14 protein-coding genes and 3 pseudogenes are annotated in these 22,604 nt (G+C 40.0%); 5 read left to right on the forward strand and 12 right to left on the reverse strand.

Annotated features, from left to right (window positions below):
- Window positions 1–48: 48 nt before the first annotated feature.
- The 5 genes from NW213_RS14925 to NW213_RS14945 form a co-directional block, all read right to left on the reverse strand.
- Complete coding sequence (locus NW213_RS14925; RefSeq protein WP_258323268.1) at window positions 49–504, reverse strand: Crp/Fnr family transcriptional regulator; 456 nt, start codon at window positions 502–504, stop codon at window positions 49–51.
- 159 nt (window positions 505–663) lie between these two features.
- Entirely contained in the window at window positions 664–1,281 is a 618-nt protein-coding gene (locus NW213_RS14930) for a flavodoxin family protein (RefSeq protein ID WP_022053087.1), read from the reverse strand.
- Window positions 1,282–1,287: 6 nt separating this feature from the next.
- A complete protein-coding gene (locus NW213_RS14935) occupies window positions 1,288–1,419 on the reverse strand; it encodes a hypothetical protein (protein ID WP_258323269.1) in 132 nt (43 codons plus the stop codon).
- Window positions 1,420–1,479: 60 nt separating this feature from the next.
- Window positions 1,480–1,827 (reverse strand): flavodoxin family protein, encoded by a 348-nt coding sequence (locus NW213_RS14940; RefSeq protein ID WP_258323270.1) that lies wholly within the window; start codon window positions 1,825–1,827, stop codon window positions 1,480–1,482.
- Window positions 1,828–1,841: 14 nt separating this feature from the next.
- Window positions 1,842–2,225, reverse strand: coding sequence for a nuclear transport factor 2 family protein (locus NW213_RS14945; protein WP_022053089.1), 384 nt, complete (start codon window positions 2,223–2,225; stop codon window positions 1,842–1,844).
- A 155-nt stretch (window positions 2,226–2,380) separates the two neighbouring features.
- Here NW213_RS14945 and NW213_RS14950 point away from each other — a divergent pair, with 155 nt between their 5' ends.
- Both NW213_RS14950 and NW213_RS14955 read left to right on the forward strand, forming a co-directional pair.
- On the forward strand, window positions 2,381–2,728 hold the full coding sequence (locus NW213_RS14950) for a helix-turn-helix domain-containing protein (protein WP_022053090.1): 348 nt from the start codon (window positions 2,381–2,383) through the stop codon (window positions 2,726–2,728).
- Between the two features lie 150 nt (window positions 2,729–2,878).
- Window positions 2,879–4,894 (forward strand): KUP/HAK/KT family potassium transporter, encoded by a 2,016-nt coding sequence (locus tag NW213_RS14955; RefSeq protein WP_258323271.1) that lies wholly within the window; start codon window positions 2,879–2,881, stop codon window positions 4,892–4,894.
- A 158-nt stretch (window positions 4,895–5,052) separates the two neighbouring features.
- Here NW213_RS14955 and NW213_RS14960 read toward each other — a convergent pair.
- Both NW213_RS14960 and NW213_RS14965 read right to left on the reverse strand, forming a co-directional pair.
- Window positions 5,053–6,174 (reverse strand): annotated as a pseudogene (locus NW213_RS14960) (YhcG family protein).
- Between the two features lie 25 nt (window positions 6,175–6,199).
- A pseudogene (locus tag NW213_RS14965) lies at window positions 6,200–7,325 on the reverse strand (tyrosine-type recombinase/integrase).
- Window positions 7,326–7,719: 394 nt separating this feature from the next.
- On the opposite strand from NW213_RS14965, the gene NW213_RS14970 reads away from it, so the two are divergent.
- Window positions 7,720–8,529 (forward strand): Fic family protein, encoded by an 810-nt coding sequence (locus NW213_RS14970; protein WP_258323279.1) that lies wholly within the window; start codon window positions 7,720–7,722, stop codon window positions 8,527–8,529.
- 74 nt (window positions 8,530–8,603) lie between these two features.
- Here NW213_RS14970 and NW213_RS14975 read toward each other — a convergent pair whose 3' ends face one another.
- Window positions 8,604–10,847 (reverse strand): hypothetical protein, encoded by a 2,244-nt coding sequence (locus NW213_RS14975; RefSeq protein ID WP_258323272.1) that lies wholly within the window; start codon window positions 10,845–10,847, stop codon window positions 8,604–8,606.
- A gap of 474 nt (window positions 10,848–11,321) precedes the next feature.
- On the opposite strand from NW213_RS14975, the gene NW213_RS14980 reads away from it, so the two are divergent.
- Entirely contained in the window at window positions 11,322–12,665 is a 1,344-nt protein-coding gene (locus NW213_RS14980; protein ID WP_258323273.1) for an MATE family efflux transporter, read from the forward strand.
- A 69-nt stretch (window positions 12,666–12,734) separates the two neighbouring features.
- Here NW213_RS14980 and NW213_RS14985 read toward each other — a convergent pair whose 3' ends face one another.
- A complete protein-coding gene (locus NW213_RS14985; RefSeq protein WP_204402654.1) occupies window positions 12,735–13,106 on the reverse strand; it encodes a thioesterase family protein in 372 nt (123 codons plus the stop codon).
- Window positions 13,107–13,147: 41 nt separating this feature from the next.
- Window positions 13,148–14,699: pseudogene (locus NW213_RS14990) on the reverse strand (ATP-binding protein).
- 254 nt (window positions 14,700–14,953) lie between these two features.
- On the opposite strand from NW213_RS14990, the gene NW213_RS14995 reads away from it, so the two are divergent.
- Window positions 14,954–18,205, forward strand: coding sequence for a S41 family peptidase (locus NW213_RS14995; RefSeq protein ID WP_258323274.1), 3,252 nt, complete (start codon window positions 14,954–14,956; stop codon window positions 18,203–18,205).
- A 187-nt stretch (window positions 18,206–18,392) separates the two neighbouring features.
- Here NW213_RS14995 and NW213_RS15000 read toward each other — a convergent pair whose 3' ends face one another.
- A complete protein-coding gene (locus NW213_RS15000) occupies window positions 18,393–21,722 on the reverse strand; it encodes a glycoside hydrolase family 2 TIM barrel-domain containing protein (RefSeq protein ID WP_258323275.1) in 3,330 nt (1,109 codons plus the stop codon).
- Window positions 21,723–21,788: 66 nt separating this feature from the next.
- On the reverse strand, window positions 21,789–22,511 hold the full coding sequence (locus NW213_RS15005; RefSeq protein ID WP_258323280.1) for an ion transporter: 723 nt from the start codon (window positions 22,509–22,511) through the stop codon (window positions 21,789–21,791).
- Window positions 22,512–22,604: the final 93 nt, after the last annotated feature.

Consider the following 22,604-nt stretch of genomic DNA (forward strand, 5'->3'; position numbering starts at 1 on the left):
AACAGGAGTAATGCCAAGATAGGAAGCTATGTAATGTTGCGGCACTCGTTAGATGATATTTGGATATTCCTTCAACAGTTCTTCGTACCTTTGCTGTGGTGTATTCTTGATACGGGACAGGAACAGGTGCTGGTAGAAGCTGAACCTCTCTATAATTTTCTCTTCATATAGCTTTCTTAATGAAGAATTGCCTTCTATCTTATTGTAGAAGTCTTCTTTCTTTATAAACAGGACTTCTGACGGCTCGATACTTTCCAGTGAGAACAGGCTCGGTGTACCTTTGTACAGACTGTCAAATGAAGCCACGAAATCTCCCTCGAAGAAAAACTGGAAGGTTATATCCTTTCCCTCATTGTAGAAAAACAATCTCAGACAACCTTTGCGGATAAGGTATATCCTATCCGCAATCTTACCTTCCTCCAGCAATATGGTCTTAGGTGGAATGGGCAAGGTTTCTGCTGTATTATGATTAAAAATATGATTGATTAAATTGTCTTTTGTCATAATCCAAAGTTATGAATAATTTGGCATTCGCTAAAGGTTAGAACAATATCATTATTCCCTAATCCGCAAGAAACCGTGCTGAAAGACGCAGATATTATGGCATAAATACCGATGAAAGTCAGGAACGAGCATGACCTGATTATGAACTTTCATCTTTTATTAAATGAAATTGGTTCTTAGCCTTGGTTCGTATGTTGGCTTTTCTATTCCTGCTTTCTTGCCGCTTTCAATGCATTTCAGTAGCCATGCCATGTTTTGCCCCAAGACTCTCATGGTTTGTAGCCCTTCTTTGTCTTGGTTAACATCATCAGGTGTGAAGCCATGTACAGAATTCCAATATTGAGATGATACAATAGGCATGTTGCAAATCGTGAAATATTGATTGAGTTGCTCAAAGGTTGCAGAGGCTCCTCCCCGTCGGCAAGAAACTACAGATGCTCCCAGTTTGCCAGCCATACGTTTTTCTGTGGCAAAAAATAATCTGTTCAAAAACGAAATCAGTTGACCTGTCGGTGCGCTATAATAGACGGGGGAACCTATGACGATTCCGTTAAATTCATCCAACCTCATCTGGATATCTCGTACGATATCTTTTTGGAAACAAAAACCTGTCGTCATGCAATTCATACAAGCAATACAACCAGAAACAGGCGCTTTACCCAAATGAAGCATTTCAGTCTCTATTCCATTTTGTTGTAATGTTGTTTCCACTTCGTGTAATGCCGTATAAGTGCAGCCCTTTTTATGAGGGCTGCCATTTATAAGTAATACTTTCATTTGTTGTCAAAATTTATAAGCCAGTTCTGCCGCCTGTTTACAGCCATCAGTATTCTTTATCTCTCCCTCATTCAGTACACCTGGTATGAGCACTTCTCCTGCCAGTTCCCATTTCAGCAAAGCTGCAGTTCTTTCCATAGAAATACGAACACCATCCATGACGGTCGGATCGTCTTCTTCACAGCATGTTATCAGTCCCTATTTCTTTCCGGCAACTTCCTTTCCGCCTACCACAAGTGAAAACATACAATCAATAACTCCCTTTATCTGTGCCGGTATTGAATACCAATAAACGGGCATGGTAAATACAATGGCATCGGAGTCAACTATTGAAGATGCGATAATGTCAAATTCTTCATTGAAAGAACAGGCTTTCCCAGTCTTGTAACATGTCATACAGGCATGGCAGCCTCCAATCTTCATAAATGCTGCATCAAAACGTTTTATTTCATGCCCACAATGTTCTGCTTCCTTTATAAAAGTTTCTGTCATGGCGAAACTGTTGCCATGTTTGCGTGGACTACCTGTGATAACTGTTATTCTCATGATATTTCCACCTTTTATTTTTGAATAGTATCTGAGTTCTGATTATATGCTTTTGCTACGCATTTCCATTCGTTGTTTATCTTTAACAGAAGCAAATAATCTGTAAAATCAATTCTGTCGCCCCATTTTTCTTCTAATACACGCACAACTGCTACAGTTTCTTCCACAGAAACGATGTCTATACGTGCCTTAAAGTTATTACCAGCACTTACCGTATCAACATTATGGTAGAATTGCTCGATGGAACCGTGTTCTAATTTGCCATCCAAATAGCCGAATAAGACTGCTTCATCGACAAATAGATCTTTTGCATAACTACTGTTTCCTTCTGCTACACTTTTAACAAATTTCATGGCAGCGTTTTCCACTGCTTTGTATTCTTCAATATTAGCTCTCATAATTTTATATTTTATGTGTTATTAATTCTATTGCAAAGTTAGGCGGTAGCCTCTGTTTATACAAGTACCGTAAAATTATTCATATACCGAAAATTTATTCGGTATACTTATTCTTCTGTATATTATTAGTAATTTTACCACAAAAACAGAATAATATGTACGAACGAAAAATACCTATAGACTTGGATTGCCCGTTACGATTGACCATGAGTCTTATAGACTCTAAATGGAAATCGTGTATATTGGATGAGTTGCGTTATCGCTCGATGCGGCCCAGTGAGCTTCATAAGGCATTACCAGAAGCTACTCCAAGAGTGTTAGACATACAATTGAAAGAATTGGTAGAAGATGGTCTGGTAAAGAAAACCATATTCCCCGAGCTTCCACCTCGCTCGGAATATTCAATAACGTCTCTTGGACTTACTCTTATCCCAATTATTGATGCTATGCTCGAATGGGGAAAAAAGAATAAGGATTTATTTGAGAGAAAATATGGTAAGTAAGTTCTATCTCTTTGCCCCTTGACCATCGTCAAGGTTTATATGATATTTTTCACGAAAAAAGAAAAGTGAAATCTTATTGTTAAGATTTTATTTTATATTTGCGCCGCTTAAAAGGAAAACAAATATATGTAGAACAAAAAACTACTTTTTATGGCAAACTTATCAAAAGAAGGCAATATTCAACATAAACTTGGATTTGCCGGGTTACTCATCACATTGGGTATTGTTTTTGGTGACATTGGAACATCGCCACTCTATGTTATGAAAGCCATCATTCATACTGGAGAAGCTCTTGATGAAAATTATGTTTTAGGCGCATTGTCTTGTATCATATGGACGCTTACTCTTCAGACTACGGTGAAATATGTGCTGGTGGCTCTCCGTGCCGACAATAACGGGGAGGGTGGCATACTTGCGCTTTATGCCCTTTTACGCCGCCACAGAAGAAGGTGGATTTACATCATTGCCATTATCGGTGCGAGCACTTTGCTTGCTGATGGTATTATCACTCCAGCCATTACGGTCACAACTGCCATAGAAGGACTTGAAAGTATCAGTCCGCATCTGCCTGTGATTCCTATTACACTGACCATTATTACCATTATATTTTTCGTTCAGCGTTTTGGTACAGAAAATATAGGACGGTCATTTGGCATATTTATGCTACTTTGGTTCCTGCTTCTTGGAATCGCCGGAGCTATCAGTCTGACTTCCTATCCTCAAGTATTCAAGGCATTCAATCCTTACTATGCCATACGGTTATTAGTGGAATCCCCCCACTGGTTTCTGATATTGGGTGCCGTTTTCTTGTGTACCACTGGTGCAGAAGCCTTATACTCTGATTTAGGGCACTGTGGCAGACGAAATATTACGGTCAGTTGGATATTTGTAAAGGTGATGCTTATTCTAAATTATTTGGGGCAAGGAGCGTGGGTATTGCATCATCCGGAAAGTGCAGAAGGTACAGTGAACCCATTTTATTCAATCATGCCACAAGAAATACTGTTGTTTTCCATAGCAATGGCTACCGGGGCAGCTATTGTTGCGAGCCAAGCTCTAATAAGCGGTTCATTTTCCATATTGAGTGAAGCTATGAACTTGAATTTCTGGCCTCGTATGCGTATTAAGCACCCTACCAACGTAAAAGGTCAGTCATTTATTCCAATGGTAAACCTTGTAATGTATATTGGAGTAATATTTACTATATTGTTGTTTCGAGATTCCACCCACATGGAAGCCGCTTATGGACTTGCCATAACTATTACAATGTTGATGACAACATTGTTGTTGGGATTCTATTTGCATATGCATAACATTCCACGCATTCTATCAATACTGTTTGTCGGCGGATATTGTGTTATTGAAGGTATTTTCCTTGCTGCAAACCTGTCCAAATTTATGGTCGGAGGTTGGTTTACGCTGTTAATAGGTGGATTATTATGTTTTATCATGTTTGTATGGGTAAGTGCCAACAAAATTCGTCGAAAACATATGTCTTCCAAACGGTTAAGTGAATACTACAACATTATTTCTGATATTAAGGCGGACGAAAGCATATCCAAATATGCTTCTAATCTTGTCTATGTGAATCATGCAAACAAAGAAGGTTGTGTGGACGATAAATTGTTGTATTCCATAATTAATAAGCAGCCTAAACGGGCAGATCATTATTGGCTTATTAACCTTGAATTTGTGGATACACCAGACACACTTGAATATAATTGTTCCACATTAATAAAAGGGACATTGTTTAGTATAACCATGCGTATAGGTTTTCGTATAGAACCGCGCGTGAGCCTTTATTTACGACAAGTAGTTGATGACCTTGTTGCGGATGGTGAAGTAGAACTAACAAGCTCTTATCCTTCATTGCATAAGAATGGCATACCGGGTGATTTTTGCTTTATTATTATCCACCGGATATATTATCCTGAAGATTCCCGTAACCGCCGACAAAATTTGCTGATGAGCCTTTATGCCTTAATTAGAAAGATAGGCATTGGAGAACCGAGTGCGTTGGGGCTTGACACATCGGTTGTTGTTGTCGAGCGTGTACCGTTAATTATAGCTAATAGGGCAAAACATATTCGTCGTATAGAGCGGATTAAGCCTGAAAAATGCGATAATGATGCTAATATAGTCTTGGAAGAACAGAATGTATCATAAGTGACTTGCTATAATTATCGTCTGCATTTACGGTTTAGTTCTGTCTTTTGTATATACATCCAAACTAACCTAAACCTATTCTTGTTGGCAGTAATAAACGTGCTGGCGAAAAGAGAAAGAATGGCTTTCCTTCTTTTCGCCAGTAGTGTTTTTTATTGCTAATAGTTTGCAGTTGAAATGAACTTCTTAATTTCCTCTTCAGTGGGAAGTTCTATCATATACTTTTGCACGAAGATGTTCGGGTCTAATCCGGCAGTGGCGTATTTTACCAACGTGTCGCCCTTCTCGGTGCAAAGCAGGATGCCGACAGGCGGATTGTCGTCGGGTTGCATCACTTCCGCCTTGAAGTAGTTAAGATATAGGTTCAGTTGCGAAGCGTATTCGTGGCGGAACTTGTCTATCTTCAATTCCACGATGACATGGCATTTCAAAATGCGGTGGTAAAACACGAGGTCGGCAAAGAAATAATCCCCGTCTATCAGGATTCTCTTTTGGCGTGCTTCGAAGCAGAAGCCATGTCCCATTTCCAACAGGAAGCGTTGCAGGTTGTCCAGAATGGATTGCTCCAAGTCGTTTTCCGTTACCAAAGCACGGTCGTTCAATCCCAAGAACTCCAACGTAACGGGCGTGTTAATAATGTCTTTGGGCTGCAGCGGCATGGCTTGCCGCTGCACCAAGGCAGACAAGGTTTCCTTATTTTGGGATAATCCGCTGCGTTCGTAATAGAGGGAATTGATTTGCCGCTCCAATTCCTTTACTGACCAGCAGCCCCGAATGGCTTCCATTTCGTAGAAAGCACGTTTTACAGGGTTATCAATGGGTGAAATTACATTCAAATGGGTAGAGGATAGGCGGCTAAATAACTTTTCGGGTGGGGTAATCCATTTGTTTTGAGCCGATTGAATGTATTGAGAAGATTCGGCGGTTGGCGACCGCCGAATTGGGTCTGCAAATTCGGCGGACAGTGTGTGCCGAATTTCGCTTCCTGCCAATATGTATTGTGCGATAGGCTCTTTCAGTTGCGGATAAACGAGGTACAACCGCCGGAACTCACGAAACCTGCGCTCGTTCAGTCCTTTGACATTCAACCGCTGTTCCAGTTTCTTCAACAGTTATTCGCCGTATGCGGCACGGTCTTCACCGTTTTGCTCAAACTCCACGATATAGCAGCCCATGAGCCAATTGCGGGCAGTCAGGGCGAGGTTTACAGCGTGTGCGGCTTGCGCCTGCAACGTGCTTTGTATCGTGCTGATATGTTTTACTAATGCTTCAAAGTCCATAATTGCAAAGGTAAGTCTTTTATGGTTAAAACTTTAATTCCGGCAGGCTGTTTATCGCCTCCTCTTTCAATTTATCCACCGCACGGGTGTATTTCTCCGTATGTTTCAGTCCGCTATGCCCGAGCAGGCTGGCAACCGTCTTGATGTTCGCCCCATTGTTGAGGATATTCACGGCGAATGAGTGACGGGCGCAATGCCAGCTTATGTGCTTATCTATCCCGGCTCTTTTCACCCAACGCTTGACGGATTTGCAGCAACTTTCATACGAAGGCAGGTTGAAGATGAGAGCGTCTTTGTTACCGTCTGCCGGCGGTTCTCCCACAAGCGAAAGAAGACCGTCATTGAGCGGAATGACCACACCGCTACTGGCGGAATGACCTTTGGTCTTGTTCTGCTCAAATTTTAGCAGCTTATTAGCGTAGTCGATATTCTTATAGGTAAGGTCTTTCACATCACAGAAGCGCAAGCCACAATACAGGCAAAAGATAAACGCACGCCTTACGTTGGGGTTCTCGTTGTCATAATGGCACGCAATCAACCGCTGGATTTCTTCCGGCGAAAGCACGTCCTTGCGTAGTATCTGGCTATCCGCCTTGCAGGTAACGCCTTTGCAGGGGTCTTTCAGCATCACATCGTGGTCAATCACATAGTGGATAACCTTCTTGAAACGCTGGAAGATGCTTTTAGCCCCTTCGCCCACGCTCCGGGATTGCAGATAAGCTACGAACTGTTCCATCATGTCCTTCGTGATAAGTTCCGGCTTGATGCCGAACTCGTGCATCGGGTAATGCTCCTTCAAAAAGTCCTTGAAACGGCTTAGGGCGATTTGCACCATCCGAATGTCTTTCTTGGTATAGTCATTGATATAGGCTTGAAAATAATCCAAGAAATTCACGTTCCGGTTTTTTTTCAGGCGATAGCCCAACATGCTTTCCTTGAACTCCTGTTCACGTTCGGCACGTATTTTTACAGCAAGCTCCAGTGTTTCCTTGTTCTGCTGGCGTTCCGCAGGGGTACGTGGCTTCTCTATCAGATACAGGCTTTTCCTCTCTACCCAAATAATACTCCAGATACAAACTAATTCTGCCGTCCGACAGCCTGTTTTGCTCCAATTTAGGGTTTTCTTTCGTTTTATTTTCTAACTTTGCCATTGTTTAGAGGTTTTATCCCGATTTAGATACCGTAACCGGGTGATTACGCTAAATAATTGATTTTCTTTTGTTTTTCGATATTGCAAAGGTACAAAAGAAAATGAAATTTCAAAGTGTACTAAAAGTGTACTTAATGACGAAAAATGGGCAAAATATGGCAAAAATGGAGAAAATAAGAAATATGCAAATAGTTGATAATAAGAAAGATAAATTCTTTTGTTTTCCTATGATTTCTGTGGCTTGTACCGGGTCTGGGTACAAGAAAAAAAGCTAAGTATAGGAATGACTATTACTTAGCTTTTTTTTGTTTTTACATGTAAAAACAATTTCTTTTCTTTTGTTAAGACATAAAAAGAATGTATTTTTGAAAAAATCAACCAATCAATTACAAGATATGCAGTCAGTGGTTTGGCAGGAGATTGAACAACTATATCAGGAATTTCAGAAGCTTGGTATCAGTGAGTCGGTGGACTATGATAAGTACTACCTTTATTCTCTTATAACCCATTCTACTGCTATCGAAGGTTCTACTCTTACAGAAGTGGAAACTCAAATGTTGTTTGATGAGGGTTTGACTGCTAAGGGAAAGCCACTCGTATATCATTTGATGAATGAGGATTTAAAGAAAGCATATGAGCTTGCCAAAGATGAGTCCAAACTAAAAATACCTGTTACACCGGTATTTTTGCAAAAACTGAATGCTGCACTGATGCGAACAACAGGCAGTACATATAATGTAATGGGTGGTTCTTTCGATTCTTCGAAAGGTGATTTCCGTCTTTGCGGTGTTACTGTCGGTTTTGGCGGATGGTCATATATGAATTATCTGAAAGTCCCTGCAAAAGTAGAAGAATTTTGCAATGTATTGCAGCAAAGGCAGAATGCAGTCGAAACATTGAGTGATCAATATGAATTAAGTTTCAATGCCCATCTCAATTTGGTGACCATTCATCCGTGGGTGGACGGAAACGGAAGGACTGCCCGCTTGCTGATGAATTATATTCAGTTCTGCTATAATCTTTTCCCTACTAAGATATTCAAGGAAGATAGAGAAGAGTATATTTCTGCCTTACGACTATCGCAGGAAGAAGAAGTTAATCAGCCTTTTTTGGACTTTATGGCTGGTCAGTTAAAGAAATCGCTTTCTTTGGAGATTGAACGGTTCAATGCTTCTCGAAAGAAAGGATTCAGTTTTATGTTTTAGATGTGATTATATAGAAAACTCCACTATTCAATAGTGAATCGTGGAGCTTTTTTTATGTAAAGGTTGCATTCTTGTTAATATCCTGGATTTTGTATCATTGATGTATTAACAATTATTTCTTGTTGTGGTATTGGCAACAGCTGTCTATATTCTTCGATTCCATATACATCTTTTGCAAAATTGTTTCTTTTCATAAATGCAAAGTTTGTATTGGTATAAAGCATTAATTGCAGTCTTACATCTTTTATCTTTTCTACTGTATTATCTCCTGATACACTGATGCTTTTAGCTTGTGTTATCAGATTTAACGCTGATTCTGCTTCCATTATCTTGCCAGACTTATAAAGGCATTCGGCATAAGAAAGAATGACATCTGTATAAGTCATAATAGGTACGAGCGAATAAATTTCAATGGAAATATTGGTACGTGTTCGTGAAGTTTTATCACAAGTTGCAAAAATAGTTTCACTGCTACTGCCATTCTTAAATAAGTTTGTTATAGTTTCGCTATTGTTATAGTTTGAGTCGTCTAAGGAATAGAAACCACTGTTAATAACTTCTTCCAATAGTTTTTCAGCCTGAGGATATTCACCTTGATACATATAAATATTGGCTAACAGTATGCGCGCCACATCTTTTGACAAGAAGAAATAATCGTTTATTTCGTTGTTGAGAGATTCATTCTTCTTGTTTTCTAGATTATCTATCGCTTTTGTCAGATTGGATTTTAAATCGGAAAGGATTTCGTTTTGAGGAGTTCTTCTTATATTCATCATATCATCCATTTCCGGAATATGATTTATATACGGTACATCCCCCCATGCAATGACCATATAGTAATAATATAAAGCGCTAAATACATTGAAATAGCTTTGAAATACACCTAGTTGTTTAGCTTCAGCATCTTTAAATCTTACAACTATATTGTTAGCACGATAAAGATAATACCAAAGATTTTCAATGGAAATATTATCTGGAGTTATGTATTCTGAAACCAGTTTCTGATTTGATTCTTTATTATAGTGATAATATTGTTCTATTGTGTTGTAATATGAAAAAGCTTTTGCAATATCAGACGCTATACTGGCAATAATTTGTTTGCCTGTTTCGCCTAACTTTGGCATAGGTATATTGTTGTTCCCGTCTTGTTTGATATTAATAGTTCCAACAACATTGCTTAAACCATCGTAAATGGATATAGCAGTAGTCTTGGAATTGATAGAATTAAGCGGTTCAATTTCAAGAGTAAGTATATTTTCATTTAAACTCTTTTCCAAACTGATATTTGCGTCTGGTATGTTGTCGTATATATTTGTAAAGACAGATTCTTCTGTTATTTCGCCACCGGGTTGTGTAGAAGAAGTTTTAGGGTTAAGATAAACCGGAATTGGAGAAGTTATGCCTATTGTATATACACCTCCTTCGTTTGGGACATTCAGCTCTGTAGTTTCTATCTTTACTTCCTGTCCTTCCTGCAAAGTCTCGTTTCCGGCTATTCCGTCATTGTCCCAGTCTATGAATCTATTAAGCTCCTTAACCTCTATATCTATTCCTAAACTTTCGTAACGGTTTATGATATTTTCTCTAACAGAAGAAAGTTGATTACTCAAATACTTTTTATCTTCACTGATTTGCTGTAATGTGTTGTTTCCAAACTTTCCACTTTCGCCAAACTCCCTACATAGTTTTGCTAAATATTCCGTCAATGCGGCTTCACTTCTATTTACAAGCAGCAGAGAAGATATTGCAATCAATGCGGCTGATTCATCCGTTCCTTCTGCAATGGAAAATGTGGACGCATCTTTTTCTGCATATTTTTGAAGTCCAAAAGCGGTAAATAATTCTTTTTGTGCTTGCTTATTGGCTTCTCTAAATTTCATCCCTTCCGCAATGAGTTTCTGTATTCTTTGATACTTCAAATGTGTAAGCAGGTTTACGTTTACTGTAGTTTCATCAGATAAATCTACCAAAGCGCGTAGATTCAATGTACCAGATGACAACTCACCATCAACCTCATTAAAGAAATAGCCGTTAGCCGTTAATTCAGCAAAGGGTGCTTCAAATAATTTAGAACCAAATGAAAAATTACCTAAATCGTCCTGAATGGTAGCTGAATACAAGCTCCCAAGTACTTGTAGATTTCCGTCCATCGGTTGAATGGTAATAGTAGAACCGCTGACAAACGGACCTTTTTCCACTTTACCTAATACATTATATGTCTTAGGCTCAAAATCATTTTCCATTGTGTTTTTATCACTACAAGATGAGAGTGAAAATGCGATTGTAGCAAATAAATAGATGCATTGCTTAATGTTCATATGAGCTATGTTTATTGGTTAATTGTCATTCCTAGTATACGAAGCGTGAACTGTATTGTTCACATCTTCAATCGGAGGCCCTAGGAAAGCCCATATAAACAGATGCAACAATAGCAGCCCACGCTATGGCGTGAGAACCACTATGCAATCACCGTTTATATGTCTTTGGAAATTTCCTAGGTTTCCGACTGAACGATTTGCATAACGCTTCTTATAAGTCTAATATGTCTTGGATAAAGTTTACTAAATCCAAATGCAAATATAACTAATTTCATTGAAAGCTTGTACGATACAGTTCAATTACATTCTGAGATTTCTATTTTTCTTTATTTTTTTTAATGGTTTAGCGTATGGATTGTCGTAATTGCGTCCTTATCGGAAGAAAGGATTCAGTTTTATGTTTTAATAGGTTGAAAAAATATATGTCGGAATAGATTTAGTATCTTTGCACAGTGATTGATTAAAGATACTGACATGAGTAATATTCAGAAAAAAGCATATACCTCTAAAGAAATTCTGACCATAGCCTATCCCATACTTATCAGCCTTGTGATGGAACAGGCAATAGGTATGACCGATACAGCCTTCCTGGGGCGGGTGGGCGAGATAGAGCTTGGTGCTTCTGCCATAGCCGGAGTATATTATATCGCCATCTTCATGATAGGTTTCGGTTTCAGTATCGGTTCGCAGATACTGATGGCGCGAAGGAACGGCGAAAAGAGATATTCAGAGATAGGCGATATATTTTATCAGGGAGTGTATTTCATGATTTTTCTGGCAGCGGCCGCGTTTACTCTTACCGAGTTGATAACGCCGTGGTTGCTTCCGAAGATACTTTCGTCGCAGAATATTTATGCTGCAGCCGAGAGTTATATTCACTGGAGGGCTTTCGGATTCTTCTTCTCATTCGTGGCTGTGATGTTCAGGGCTTTCTTTGTCGGCACTACCCAGACCAAGACTCTTACTCTGAATTCGCTTGTGATGGTGGGTTCGAACATCGTTTTCAATTATATCCTGATTTTCGGTAAGTTGGGATTTCCGGCTCTTGGAATAGCAGGTGCGGCAATAGGTTCGTCGCTTGCGGAGCTTGTGTCTCTGATATTCTTCATTACATATACCGTCAGGAAAATAGACCTGAAGAAATATGGTTTGAACAGGTTCAGTTCATTCAATACGGATAAACTCAGAAGAATTCTTAATGTCTCCCTGTGGACAATGATTCAGAATTTCGTATCGCTTTCCACATGGTTTATCTTCTTTCTTTATGTGGAACATCTGGGAGAACGTCCGCTTGCGATAACAAATATCATAAGGAATATCTCCGGTATCACGTTTATGATAATATCTGCGTTTGCTTCCACGTGCGGTTCGCTCGTAAGTAATCAGATAGGTGCAGGGAAGGCAGACAGTGTGGTCTGTACGGTGCATCAGCATATAAAACTTGCACTGTCTATTGTTTTGCCGTTGACCATATTGTTTGCGGTATTTCCTACTGTGGTATTAGGTATCTACACCGATATGCCTGATCTTATAGAAGCGTCAATCCCGTCGTTGTGGGTGTTCTGTACCACTACATGGCTTACGGCTGCATCGAATATATATTTTCAATCTGTATCGGGTACGGGAAATACGCGTATGGCGTTTATATTGGAGCTGTCAACTCTAGTGATTTATGCTGCATATATCACATTGATAATTCAGGTGATGAGGCTAGATGTGGCTTGGTGCTGGACTTCGGAACATGTTTACGGAGGATTCCTGCTCATCTTCTGCAGTATATATCTGCATCGGGGAAAATGGAAATTGAAAAGGATATGAAAAAGAATACGGATCGTTTCACATATTAGATTGAAACGGTCCGTATTGGTTTATTGTTTAAGGTTTTTCTTATTTCAGTTTAGAGAGGAAGCGTTCCCTATCTACTATATAGCGGATATGTTTTCCTTCACCTATCGTACCTTTTGAATCAGATGCAGTAACCTTGAATGTAAGCTTTCTGCCGTCTATTTCTTCAAGTATAGCTTCTGCGTTAACTGTTTCTCCCAAAGCTGATGGCTTGATATGAGATGTTTCCATCATTGCTCCTACAGTAGTTGAGCCTTCTGGCAGATGAGGTGCAACTGCTTTCATTGCGGCATTTTCCATGAGAGCTACCATTGCAGGTGTAGCGAAAACTTCCATATCGCCCGAGCCCATTGTGAGGGCTGTGTTGGCAGCACTTACGGTTACTGTGCTGACGTGTTTTAATCCTGTTTCCATTATTATATGTTTGTTGTTATTATCAGTTACAAAAATAAATATTATTCTTCAACTATCCATTTTTCTATTCCTCTTATCTGATTGTTGAAGTTAATGCCTACCTTCAACAATTTGCGAGTGTCGGAAGCGAATGGCTTTGCGTATTCTTTTTCATTTATCTGTTTTATAGCCTCTTCGGCACTACCGTTAAGCTTGAATTCCATAACGTAGATATAATTTGTTTGTCTTGACTATCATGTCAATTCTTCCGTTCGAAGTATGGTATTCGGCTTCTGTATAGAAACCCAATAACTTGAATACTATGAAAAGAACATTCTGATAGTGCAATTCAAGTTCTCTTGCCAGTTCGTAAGGTGTGTCGGCAAAGAAACTTTGCAGGCGTAGCATGAATGAATCAATATCTCCGTTGCGTACATCATTTATAAATGATTTTATCTGGAATGTTGTATTACCATTCTCTACAGACGCATAGTATGGCAACAGGAAACGGTTGAATCCTTCTTCTACTTCACGGTTGGGAAATCCCAAATAGTATAGTCTGAACTCCTTGTCGAAATCTTTGATAGTCAGATACCCGCTCTGATAAAGAATAGGTACAGGATTTACATATATAGACTCAATTCCTCCTAATGAATCTGACGATGCCATTTCATTATTGAATCTGTTCAGATCGTAATTGCTTTTCTTAAGCAGTTCCACCAGGAATGTCGGTGTGCCGGTTTCAAACCAGTAGCTTCCCAACTGCATTTCTGCAAAGGTGTTCAGAATACTGAAAGGATTGTAGATATCTTCGCTCTTGTCGGCAAAATGATATCCGTCGTACCATATTTTCAGAGTATCCTTCATCTCCTCTTCGGTCATGTCGTTCTTTTCGGCCATTATTTTTATGTCTTCCTTGAAGTCACGGTGCAGTTCATGTTCTGTAATTCCGCAAATATTGGCGAAACGCCTTGACAGGGAGATGTCCATAAGATTGTTAAGATCGCTGAATACACTGACTTTGCTGAATTTTGTAACTCCTGTAAGCAGTGCAAACTTTATGTATCGGTCGCAGCTTTTCAAAGTTCCGTAGAATGCTTTTAGGGTGTTTCTGTATTCTGTCAGAAGATCTTCATTTCCTATTGCTTGTAGCATAGGCTTGTCATATTCATCTATCAGTATGACAACGTTTTTACCGGCCTTTTCTGCAGCACGCTGTATAACTCCCTGAAAACGTAAGGAAAGACTGCTTTCTGCTTCCCTTGCTCCGTATAGCTCTTCCCAGTGGGTTAATGTGTTGTTAAGAATCTCGTCCAAACTGTCTTTGTACTCATATTTTTGATTGTTCAGATCTATATGCAATACAGGATATTCTATCCACTCTTTTTCAAGATTTTCCATGGCAAGACCATTGAAAAGTTCTTTTTTGCCTAGAAAGTATGCTTCTATGGTCGAAATAAGAAGGCTTTTACCGAAACGTCGCGGACGGCTCAGAAAGTAATATTTCCCGTTTTTAATCAATTCGTAGATATATTCTGTCTTGTCGATATAAATATATCCACCTTTACGGATTTCGTCGAAACTCTGTATCCCTACCGGATAAATATTAGCCATACAAGTGTTGCTCTTTTAATAGATGATTAGTCGTTACAAATATATGTTTTTCTTCGCACAATGTCAAGAACACCAGAATAAAAGGTAATTAATATGCTGCTTGCTTTCTTGAAGAATATATCGGATAATAAAAGGAATTAGAGTCTGATTCAAAGTTTTCTGTTCATTTCTTGCTGAAATTACGGAATTTTGTGATTTTTGTATTACGATTATATTTATAAACAGGATATTTTAAAAATTACAAGATTAAGCTTATGAAAAGACTTTTATTCGCAACGGTCGTTTCTATTGCCGGAGTGGCATCGTATGCTGAGGATTCTCCGTTATGGATGCGCTATTGCGCTATTTCTCCTGACGGCGAGCAGATAGCTTTTACTTACAAGGGTGATATTTACACTGTACCTGTCGAAGGTGGTAAGGCTTTGCAGATAACTTCCAATCAGGGACATGACACACATCCTGTGTGGAGTCCTGACGGAAAGAATATTGCTTTTGCTTCCGACAGGGAAGGTAGTATGGATATATTTATTGTAGGCAAGGACGGTGGAGTGCCACGAAGACTTACCACTCATTCCGGAAATGAGGTGCCATACGCTTTTCGCGACAACAGTCATGTGCTTTTTCAGGCTGCAGTTATGCCTGATGCTCAGGATATGACTTTCCCCAGTTCTCAGTTCCCGCAGATATATGAAGTAGGAACAGATGGAGGCAGACCTGTGATGTTCTCGTCTATACCTATGGAGGATATCAGCATCAGTCCTGATGGCAAGTCTCTTCTTTATCATGACAAGAAGGGATATGAAGATGCATGGCGTAAGCATCACACATCATCCATAACACGTGATATTTGGCTCTGCACAGAACAGGAAGGAACAGAAAAAAGTTACAGGAAAATTACTTCTTTCGACGGTGAAGACAGAACTCCTGTATGGACTCCGGATGGAAAATCGTTCTATTATTTGAGCGAGAGGGAAGGTAGTTTCAATATCTACAAGTCAGATCTTGACGGTAAGAACATTACACGTCTGACGTCTCATACCGATCATCCCGTACGTTTCCTTTCAGTAGCTTCAAACGGAACTTTGTGCTATGGGCTCAATGGAGAAATCTATACAGTGAAAGAAGGAGAATCTCCGAAGAAAGTCAATGTCAGCATCGTGTCCGACAGTTATGACAAACATCTCGTGAAATGGTTGAAGTCGTCAGGCGCTACAGAGATTTCAGTATCTCCTGAAGGCAAGGAAATAGCTTTCATCTTGCGTGGCGATGTATATGTCACATCTGTAGAATATAAGACAACAAAACAGATTACCGACACTCCGGAGCAGGAGAGGAATATAGATTTCTCACCTGACGGAAGAAGTATAGTCTACGCGTCTGAACGACACGGTCTGTGGCAGATATATCAGACTTCGCTGGTTAATAAAGAAGATGAGTTGTTTACATATGCCAATGAATTCAAAGAAGAAAGACTGATAAACAGTAATGTGACTTCATTCCAGCCGCAGTATAGTCCTGACGGTAAGGAAGTGGCCTTTCTTGAAAACAGAACAACATTACGTGTTCTTAATCTGAAGACAAAGGCAGTTCGCACAGTAATGGATGGTAAGTTTGAATATTCTTATAGTGACGGTGACCAGTGGTTTGAATGGAGTCCTGACAGCCGTTGGCTATTGTCCGGATATATCGGTCATGGCGGTTGGAACAATAACGATGTAGCTTTGGTCAATGCGTCAGGCAATGGTGAAATACATAATCTTACTCAGAGCGGATATACTGACGGAGATGCGAAATGGGTTCTGGTCGGTAAGGCTATGATATGGAAAAGCGACCGTGCGGGTTATCGCAGTCATGGCAGTTGGGGTTCTGAGGATGATGTATATATCATGTTTTTCGATCTTGACGCTTACGAACGTTTCCGCATGAGTAAAGAAGAACTTGCCCTTGTGGAAGAACAGGAAAAGAAAGATAAAGAGGATGCGGAGAAGAAGGAAAACGAAAAGAAAAAAGGAAAGAAGAAAGATGAAAAGAAGGATAAGGAAGACGAAGTCAAGCCTTTGGTATTCGACCTTGAAAACTGTCGTGACAGAATTATCCGTCTGACTGTAAACTCTTCTAATCTTGGTGATGCTGTACTTTCTTCAAAAGGTGACAAACTGTACTATCAGGCAGCCTTTGAGGATGGTTATGACCTGTGGATGCACGATCTGAAGGAGAATAAGACTTCAATCGTTATGAAGAATATAGGTTACGGATCTATGATGACGGACAAGAAACAGGAAAACCTGTATCTCTGCAATTCTTCTATCAAAAAAGTGAATATGGAGAAAGGAGAGTCTAAGAATGTGGAATTCAGTGCTCCTTTCAATTATCGTCCGTATGATGAACGTATGTATATGTTCGACCATATATGGAAACAGGTTGAAGACAAGTTCTACGTTGCCGATTTGCATGGGGCAGACTGGAAAGGCTATTATGAAAACTACAAGCGTTTCCTGCCTTATATAAACAATAACTATGATTTCCAGGAAATGTTGAGCGAACTGCTTGGCGAACTAAACGGTTCTCATACAGGAGCAAGATATTATGCGGCAGGAGCTTCGTTCCCAACTGCGTGTCTTGGTGTGTTCTATGATAATGAATACACGGGAGATGGCTTGAAGATAAAGGAAATAGTCGCTAAAGGACCTTTCGCAGTGAAGAAGACAGGTGTAACAGAAGGATGTATCATCGAAAAAATAGATGGCGAAAAGATTTTGGCAGGCGTTGATTATTATCCTATGTTGGAAGGCAAGGCAGGTAAGAAGGTGCTTCTTTCAGTTTATAATCCTGAAACAAAAAAACGTTTTGATGTTACAGTGAAGGCAATCAGCGCAGGCGAACAGTCTAATCTGCTTTACAAGAGATGGGTGAAACGTAATGAACAGATTGTTGAAAAACTTTCTGGAGGACGTGTGGCATATGTACACGTACAGGGAATGGATAGTCCGAGCTTCCGTACAGTATATAGCGAACTGTTGAGCGAGAAGAACAGAACCAAGGATGCGGTGATAGTTGACACACGTCATAATGGCGGTGGATGGCTTCACGATGACCTTGTCACACTGCTCAGTGGAAAGGAATATCAGAGATTTGTTCCAAGAGGACAGTACATCGGTAGCGATCCGTTCAACAAGTGGCTCAAACCGTCATGTGTCCTTGTTTGTGAGGATAACTATAGTAACGCTCACGGTTTCCCATGGGTTTATAAGGAACTTGGTATAGGCAAGCTTATCGGTACTCCTGTTCCCGGAACAATGACTGCCGTATGGTGGGAAAGACAGATAGATCCAAGCATTGTTTTCGGAATACCACAGGTGGGATGTATGAATATGCGCGGAGAGTATCTTGAAAACAAAGAACTCCAGCCAGACATAGAAGTTTATAATTCTCCTGAAGAGGTATTGAAAGGTGAAGACAGACAGTTGGAGGCTGCAGTGAAGGAGATGCTGAAAACTATTGAGTGATAACAGTGTCCAATATGTAATTTCTTCTGTAATCTTCATGGCTCAGATTACATAAGTTAGAAATGACAATAAACAGTAAAGGTCCTGAAATGGAAATCACTAGTATTTTCCGTTTCGGGACCTTTATTTTATGATTTAATTATCAGAATTTCAGAACATATATTTGAAGTATTTATTCGCTTCAATATTATCTGGAAGGAACAAGGGTAAATCCCCATTTATATTCCTGATTGGCCGGGATAAGATACTGTTTGTCAGGAATGGCTCCCCAGCTGTCGTATCCACCTACACCCATCTGTTTCATATCTACGCATACTTCAACAAAATCGCGTGGCTTGATATCACTGATGTGAGTCTGCCTTGGCTTGATGTTTTTGGCAGTTGACACATCATGTTTCAGTTCTTCCGCATCACGGTTGTTCCACTGATAGTCGCAATATGTCGCTTCCTCACCGTCGAAATCTTCTATTGAGTTGCGCAACGTATTGAAGCCGATAGTCTGGTCGGCATAAATTGTAAGACCTTTTCCGCCTTTCCTGCCAACGCTAAGCCAGCGTGTATCTGTGTGATGACCATTTTCCTGAGGGCGTACGTATGGGAAATACATATCATCGGCAGTGTTCTTATAGAGACCGACGAGTGTACCGTTATTGCGGTCAATATAGTTTTCTTCAGGTCCGCGACCGAAATATGTCACATAATTCATATTGGCCGGCATACGGAAACGGATACCTATACGCGGTACCACAAGTTTTGAACTTTCCTTGCGGATGGCATCATTACCCGGAGTGAAGGTAGCCATAAGAGTAGCTTCGGACAATTCGGTCTTTGTTGCCTCCATATCGGTAGAAGTAAAGGTATAGTCAGCTTTTACAACTCCAGAAGGATGTATGCGGTATGTTGCTATATAAAGATTTCCTGCAGCCAGAAGATATGTGGCTTTCAGTACGGCATCCTTACCATCCATTTCTACAGAAGCATCCACTACATTGAAGTTTTTGCTTGACTGTTTCCATATCTGCAGGCGTTTAGGCATCTGGCTTCCGTAATCATTGTCGTTTGGAGCACGCCAGAAGTTAGGCTGAATACCGAAACCTTCGCTGAAGTATTCTGTTCCTCCAACCTTATAGGAAATGACAATTCCGCTTTTCTTGTCGAACTTGAAATTCACCTTTGAAGAAGATACGCTTAAAATATTACCTTCTGTGCTACACTTAAGGGCAGGACCGGAAACGGCAAATTCACGTTCCAGAGGTTCTACCGGTAAACGGAACTGCTCGTGTGCCAGTTCAAATCCGACAGGAACAAGTGTTTCAGGCTCCACTGTAGTTACACTGAACTCAACAAAATATTCAGTACCTGCTTTCTGCTTCAGACCGCTTACATCTACTTTAAGCTCTTTACTTGCCTGAGGCTCAATATCCATTGATATCTTGTTACGGCGAATTACCTTATCATTCTCCTTGACAAGATATGTAATCATATATTTCTTTAGATTTGTGAAGTAATAACGGTTGGTTACATTGAATATACCGTTTTCTCCATCTTTCATCTCGAAACCTACATACTGGTGAGCATATTTCACTTCACTCATGGCAGGATGAGGAGTACGGTCAGGGCTGACGATACCATTGCAGCAGAAGTTACCGTCACTTGGCATATTAGTTCCGAAGTCACCTCCGTACGCCCAGAAGAAACCACCGTCTTCAGTATTGACTTTCAGTCCCTGGTCAACCCAGTCCCAGATATAACCACCCTGAAGATTAGGATACTTATATATTGCTTTCCACTGATCCCAAAGACTGCCTGTAGAGTTACCCATAGCATGAGCATATTCAGAAGGAGCAACAGGACGGTCGCTACCTTTCTTGCCTATAGATTCCAGCCATGATGCACTAGGATATTGAGGTACATACATGTCGGAGTTCCATTCCCACTGGGCACGTTCATAGTTTACCGGACGATTCATAATATCTTTGTCTGCTTCTTTCAACCACAGATAAGTCTGGTAGAAATTGTAACCGTTGCCGGCTTCATTACCGAGCGACCAGAATGTAAGTGAAGGATAATTCTTGTTACGTTCAAACATATTGATGGTACGATACAAATGTGGTTTCAGCCATTCAGGATTATTTCCTAATGTACCACCTTTTCTAAGGTCGTAATACATACCGTGACTTTCAATGTTTGCTTCATCGTAAACATAAAGACCATATTCGTCACACAGTTCATAGAAACGTCTGTCCTGAGGATAGTGACACAGACGAACTGTGTTCAGGTTATGCTGTCTCATCAGTTCGAAATCTTTTCTCATAAGCTCCTCACTCACATAATGTCCTGTTTCAGGATTATGTTCATGGATATTTACTCCTTTCAGCTTGATTGGCTGGCCATTGACCAATAATACCTTATAATTATTTCCGTCGGCTGATTTCTGATCAATTTCCTTTATCTCTATTCTTCGGAAACCAACGTTAAATGGAACCACTTCTGTAACTTTTCCGTTCTCCTTTACAGTCATAAATATCTTGTAAAGATTAGGAGCTTCAGACGACCATGTCTTTACCTGTGGAATTTCTTTGTTGAAAACAACTGTGTTCTCCTTTTTAGACTCAACAGATACATTCTTGTTTTCCTGTGCTATGACATTTCCTTGTTTGTCAACAAGTTCATAGCTCACTTCAAGATCGGCAGTTGTACTGCGGCTGTTCTTCATATCTATTGCCAGACGGAAGATACCATTCCTGTACGTATCATCAAGAGTGGAAGTCACACGGAAATCACTCACCGAAGCCTTGGGTTGTGAATAAACAAATACATCTCTTTCTATACCGCTCATCCGCCAGAAATCCTGACATTCCAGATATGAGCCTGTACTCCAACGGAATATTTTCAGTGTCAGAACATTCTGTCCTTCTTCCAGATAATCATTGATAAGATATTCTGCCGGATTTTTAGAATCCTCGTTGTATCCTACTTCCTTTCCATTGATATATACATAACATCCCGATTTTGCTCCGGCTATATGAAGATAGATATCTCTACCTTTCCAATCGGACGGTATATTCAGATCTCTTCTATACACACCTACAGGTATATCATCTGGCAGTTTTGGAGGCTGCGGGTTTCTTGGTTGGAACTCATAACCGTGGTTGGTATATATAGCTACTCCATAACCCTGCATTTCCCAGTTCCCGGGGACTTTTATATCGTTCCAGCCGGATACATCTGTATTCTTTTCGGTAATGTCGGCTGGAAGGTTACGATGTGAGTCTGTATAGTAGAATTTCCAAACTCCGTTAAGTAATTTATAATAAGGACTGGATTCGTATTTTCCACTCATGGCCTGAGACTTGTCAGCATAGCTCATAAATGCAGAACGAGGCTCCATACGGTTTACACTTACGGTTTGTATGTCCTGCCAGTAAGGCAACGTTACAGACTGATTATTGTTTGAAAAAGAATTAAAGGAATTGCTACATAATAATAGCGACATCAGAGCTAGTTGTTTCTTCATAATATTTATTTAAGTTTAGTTTCCGGGCCAAAGTTAATACATTACGATGTCTTTCCTTCTATAAATTCATTGTTTTTCTTTTTCTTTTTCAGCTTTTTGCTTTTTCTCTATCAGCATGTTCATGAAAGCGGAGCTTATTATACCTGTAGGGATGGCAATCATGGCAATACCAATCAGGCTTATCAAGCTACTCAGTAGGCGCCCTATTGGAGTGATAGGATATATATCGCCGTATCCCACGGTGGTAAAGGCTACTATGGCCCACCAGAATCCGTCACCGATATTCTCGAATGCATTGGGTTGTGCGTTACGTTCTATGTAGTACATCAGGATTCCTGAGAAACCAAGCATGATGCCACATGCCGTATAAGATGTTATGAGTTCCTCCTTTACGGTCTTCAAAACTGTTCCTATCATCTGGAACGAACGCGAGTAGCGTATAAGTTTGAATATTATCAGAATGTATGCTAACACCACAAGATGTATATAAGGTGTCTCTTTGTAGATATAAATACCAACGAAAGGAAGTACGGCTACAAAGTCTATAAGTCCGTAAAAGGAAAATATGTAATGCAGACGTGCTACCCATGGGCTTTTATATTGTGCATACTGTACAGGGGCTGCAGCAATCCTTAATCCGTATTCTATGGTAAAGACGAAAGAAGCCAGATAATTGAATAAATACAGCCAGTTGCGATATGGCGCGGATTCTTCAAACGAGCCGCATATAATTGAAATTATAGATCCGATAATGAAGAACAGTACGAAATACTGAAACCATTTTTTCATCAGTTGACGGTGTATGGATCTGTAAAGTTTCTCATGTCGTATAAGAGTGGTTATCTTCTCACGTATAGGTGATATGACATTGTTGGGATTATT

The organism is Bacteroides sp. ET336 (genome assembly GCF_024733815.1).
GTDB lineage: Bacteria > Bacteroidota > Bacteroidia > Bacteroidales > Bacteroidaceae > Phocaeicola > Phocaeicola cellulolyticus.

Bases quoted from the DNA above. Each gene is read 5' to 3' on its own strand.
- NW213_RS14925 (WP_258323268.1), bottom strand. From the start codon at position 504: ATGACAAAAGACAATTTAATCAATCATATTTTTAATCATAATACAGCA.
- NW213_RS14930 (WP_022053087.1), bottom strand. From the start codon at position 1,281: ATGAAAGTATTACTTATAAATGGCAGCCCTCATAAAAAGGGCTGCACT.
- NW213_RS14935 (WP_258323269.1), bottom strand. From the start codon at position 1,419: ATGGAAAGAACTGCAGCTTTGCTGAAATGGGAACTGGCAGGAGAAGTG.
- NW213_RS14940 (WP_258323270.1), bottom strand. From the start codon at position 1,827: ATGAGAATAACAGTTATCACAGGTAGTCCACGCAAACATGGCAACAGT.
- NW213_RS14945 (WP_022053089.1), bottom strand. From the start codon at position 2,225: ATGAGAGCTAATATTGAAGAATACAAAGCAGTGGAAAACGCTGCCATG.
- NW213_RS14950 (WP_022053090.1), top strand. From the start codon at position 2,381: ATGTACGAACGAAAAATACCTATAGACTTGGATTGCCCGTTACGATTG.
- NW213_RS14955 (WP_258323271.1), top strand. From the start codon at position 2,879: ATGGCAAACTTATCAAAAGAAGGCAATATTCAACATAAACTTGGATTT.
- NW213_RS14970 (WP_258323279.1), top strand. From the start codon at position 7,720: ATGCAGTCAGTGGTTTGGCAGGAGATTGAACAACTATATCAGGAATTT.
- NW213_RS14975 (WP_258323272.1), bottom strand. From the start codon at position 10,847: ATGAACATTAAGCAATGCATCTATTTATTTGCTACAATCGCATTTTCA.
- NW213_RS14980 (WP_258323273.1), top strand. From the start codon at position 11,322: ATGAGTAATATTCAGAAAAAAGCATATACCTCTAAAGAAATTCTGACC.
- NW213_RS14985 (WP_204402654.1), bottom strand. From the start codon at position 13,106: ATGGAAACAGGATTAAAACACGTCAGCACAGTAACCGTAAGTGCTGCC.
- NW213_RS14995 (WP_258323274.1), top strand. From the start codon at position 14,954: ATGAAAAGACTTTTATTCGCAACGGTCGTTTCTATTGCCGGAGTGGCA.
- NW213_RS15000 (WP_258323275.1), bottom strand. From the start codon at position 21,722: ATGAAGAAACAACTAGCTCTGATGTCGCTATTATTATGTAGCAATTCC.
- NW213_RS15005 (WP_258323280.1), bottom strand. From the start codon at position 22,511: ATGAAAAAATGGTTTCAGTATTTCGTACTGTTCTTCATTATCGGATCT.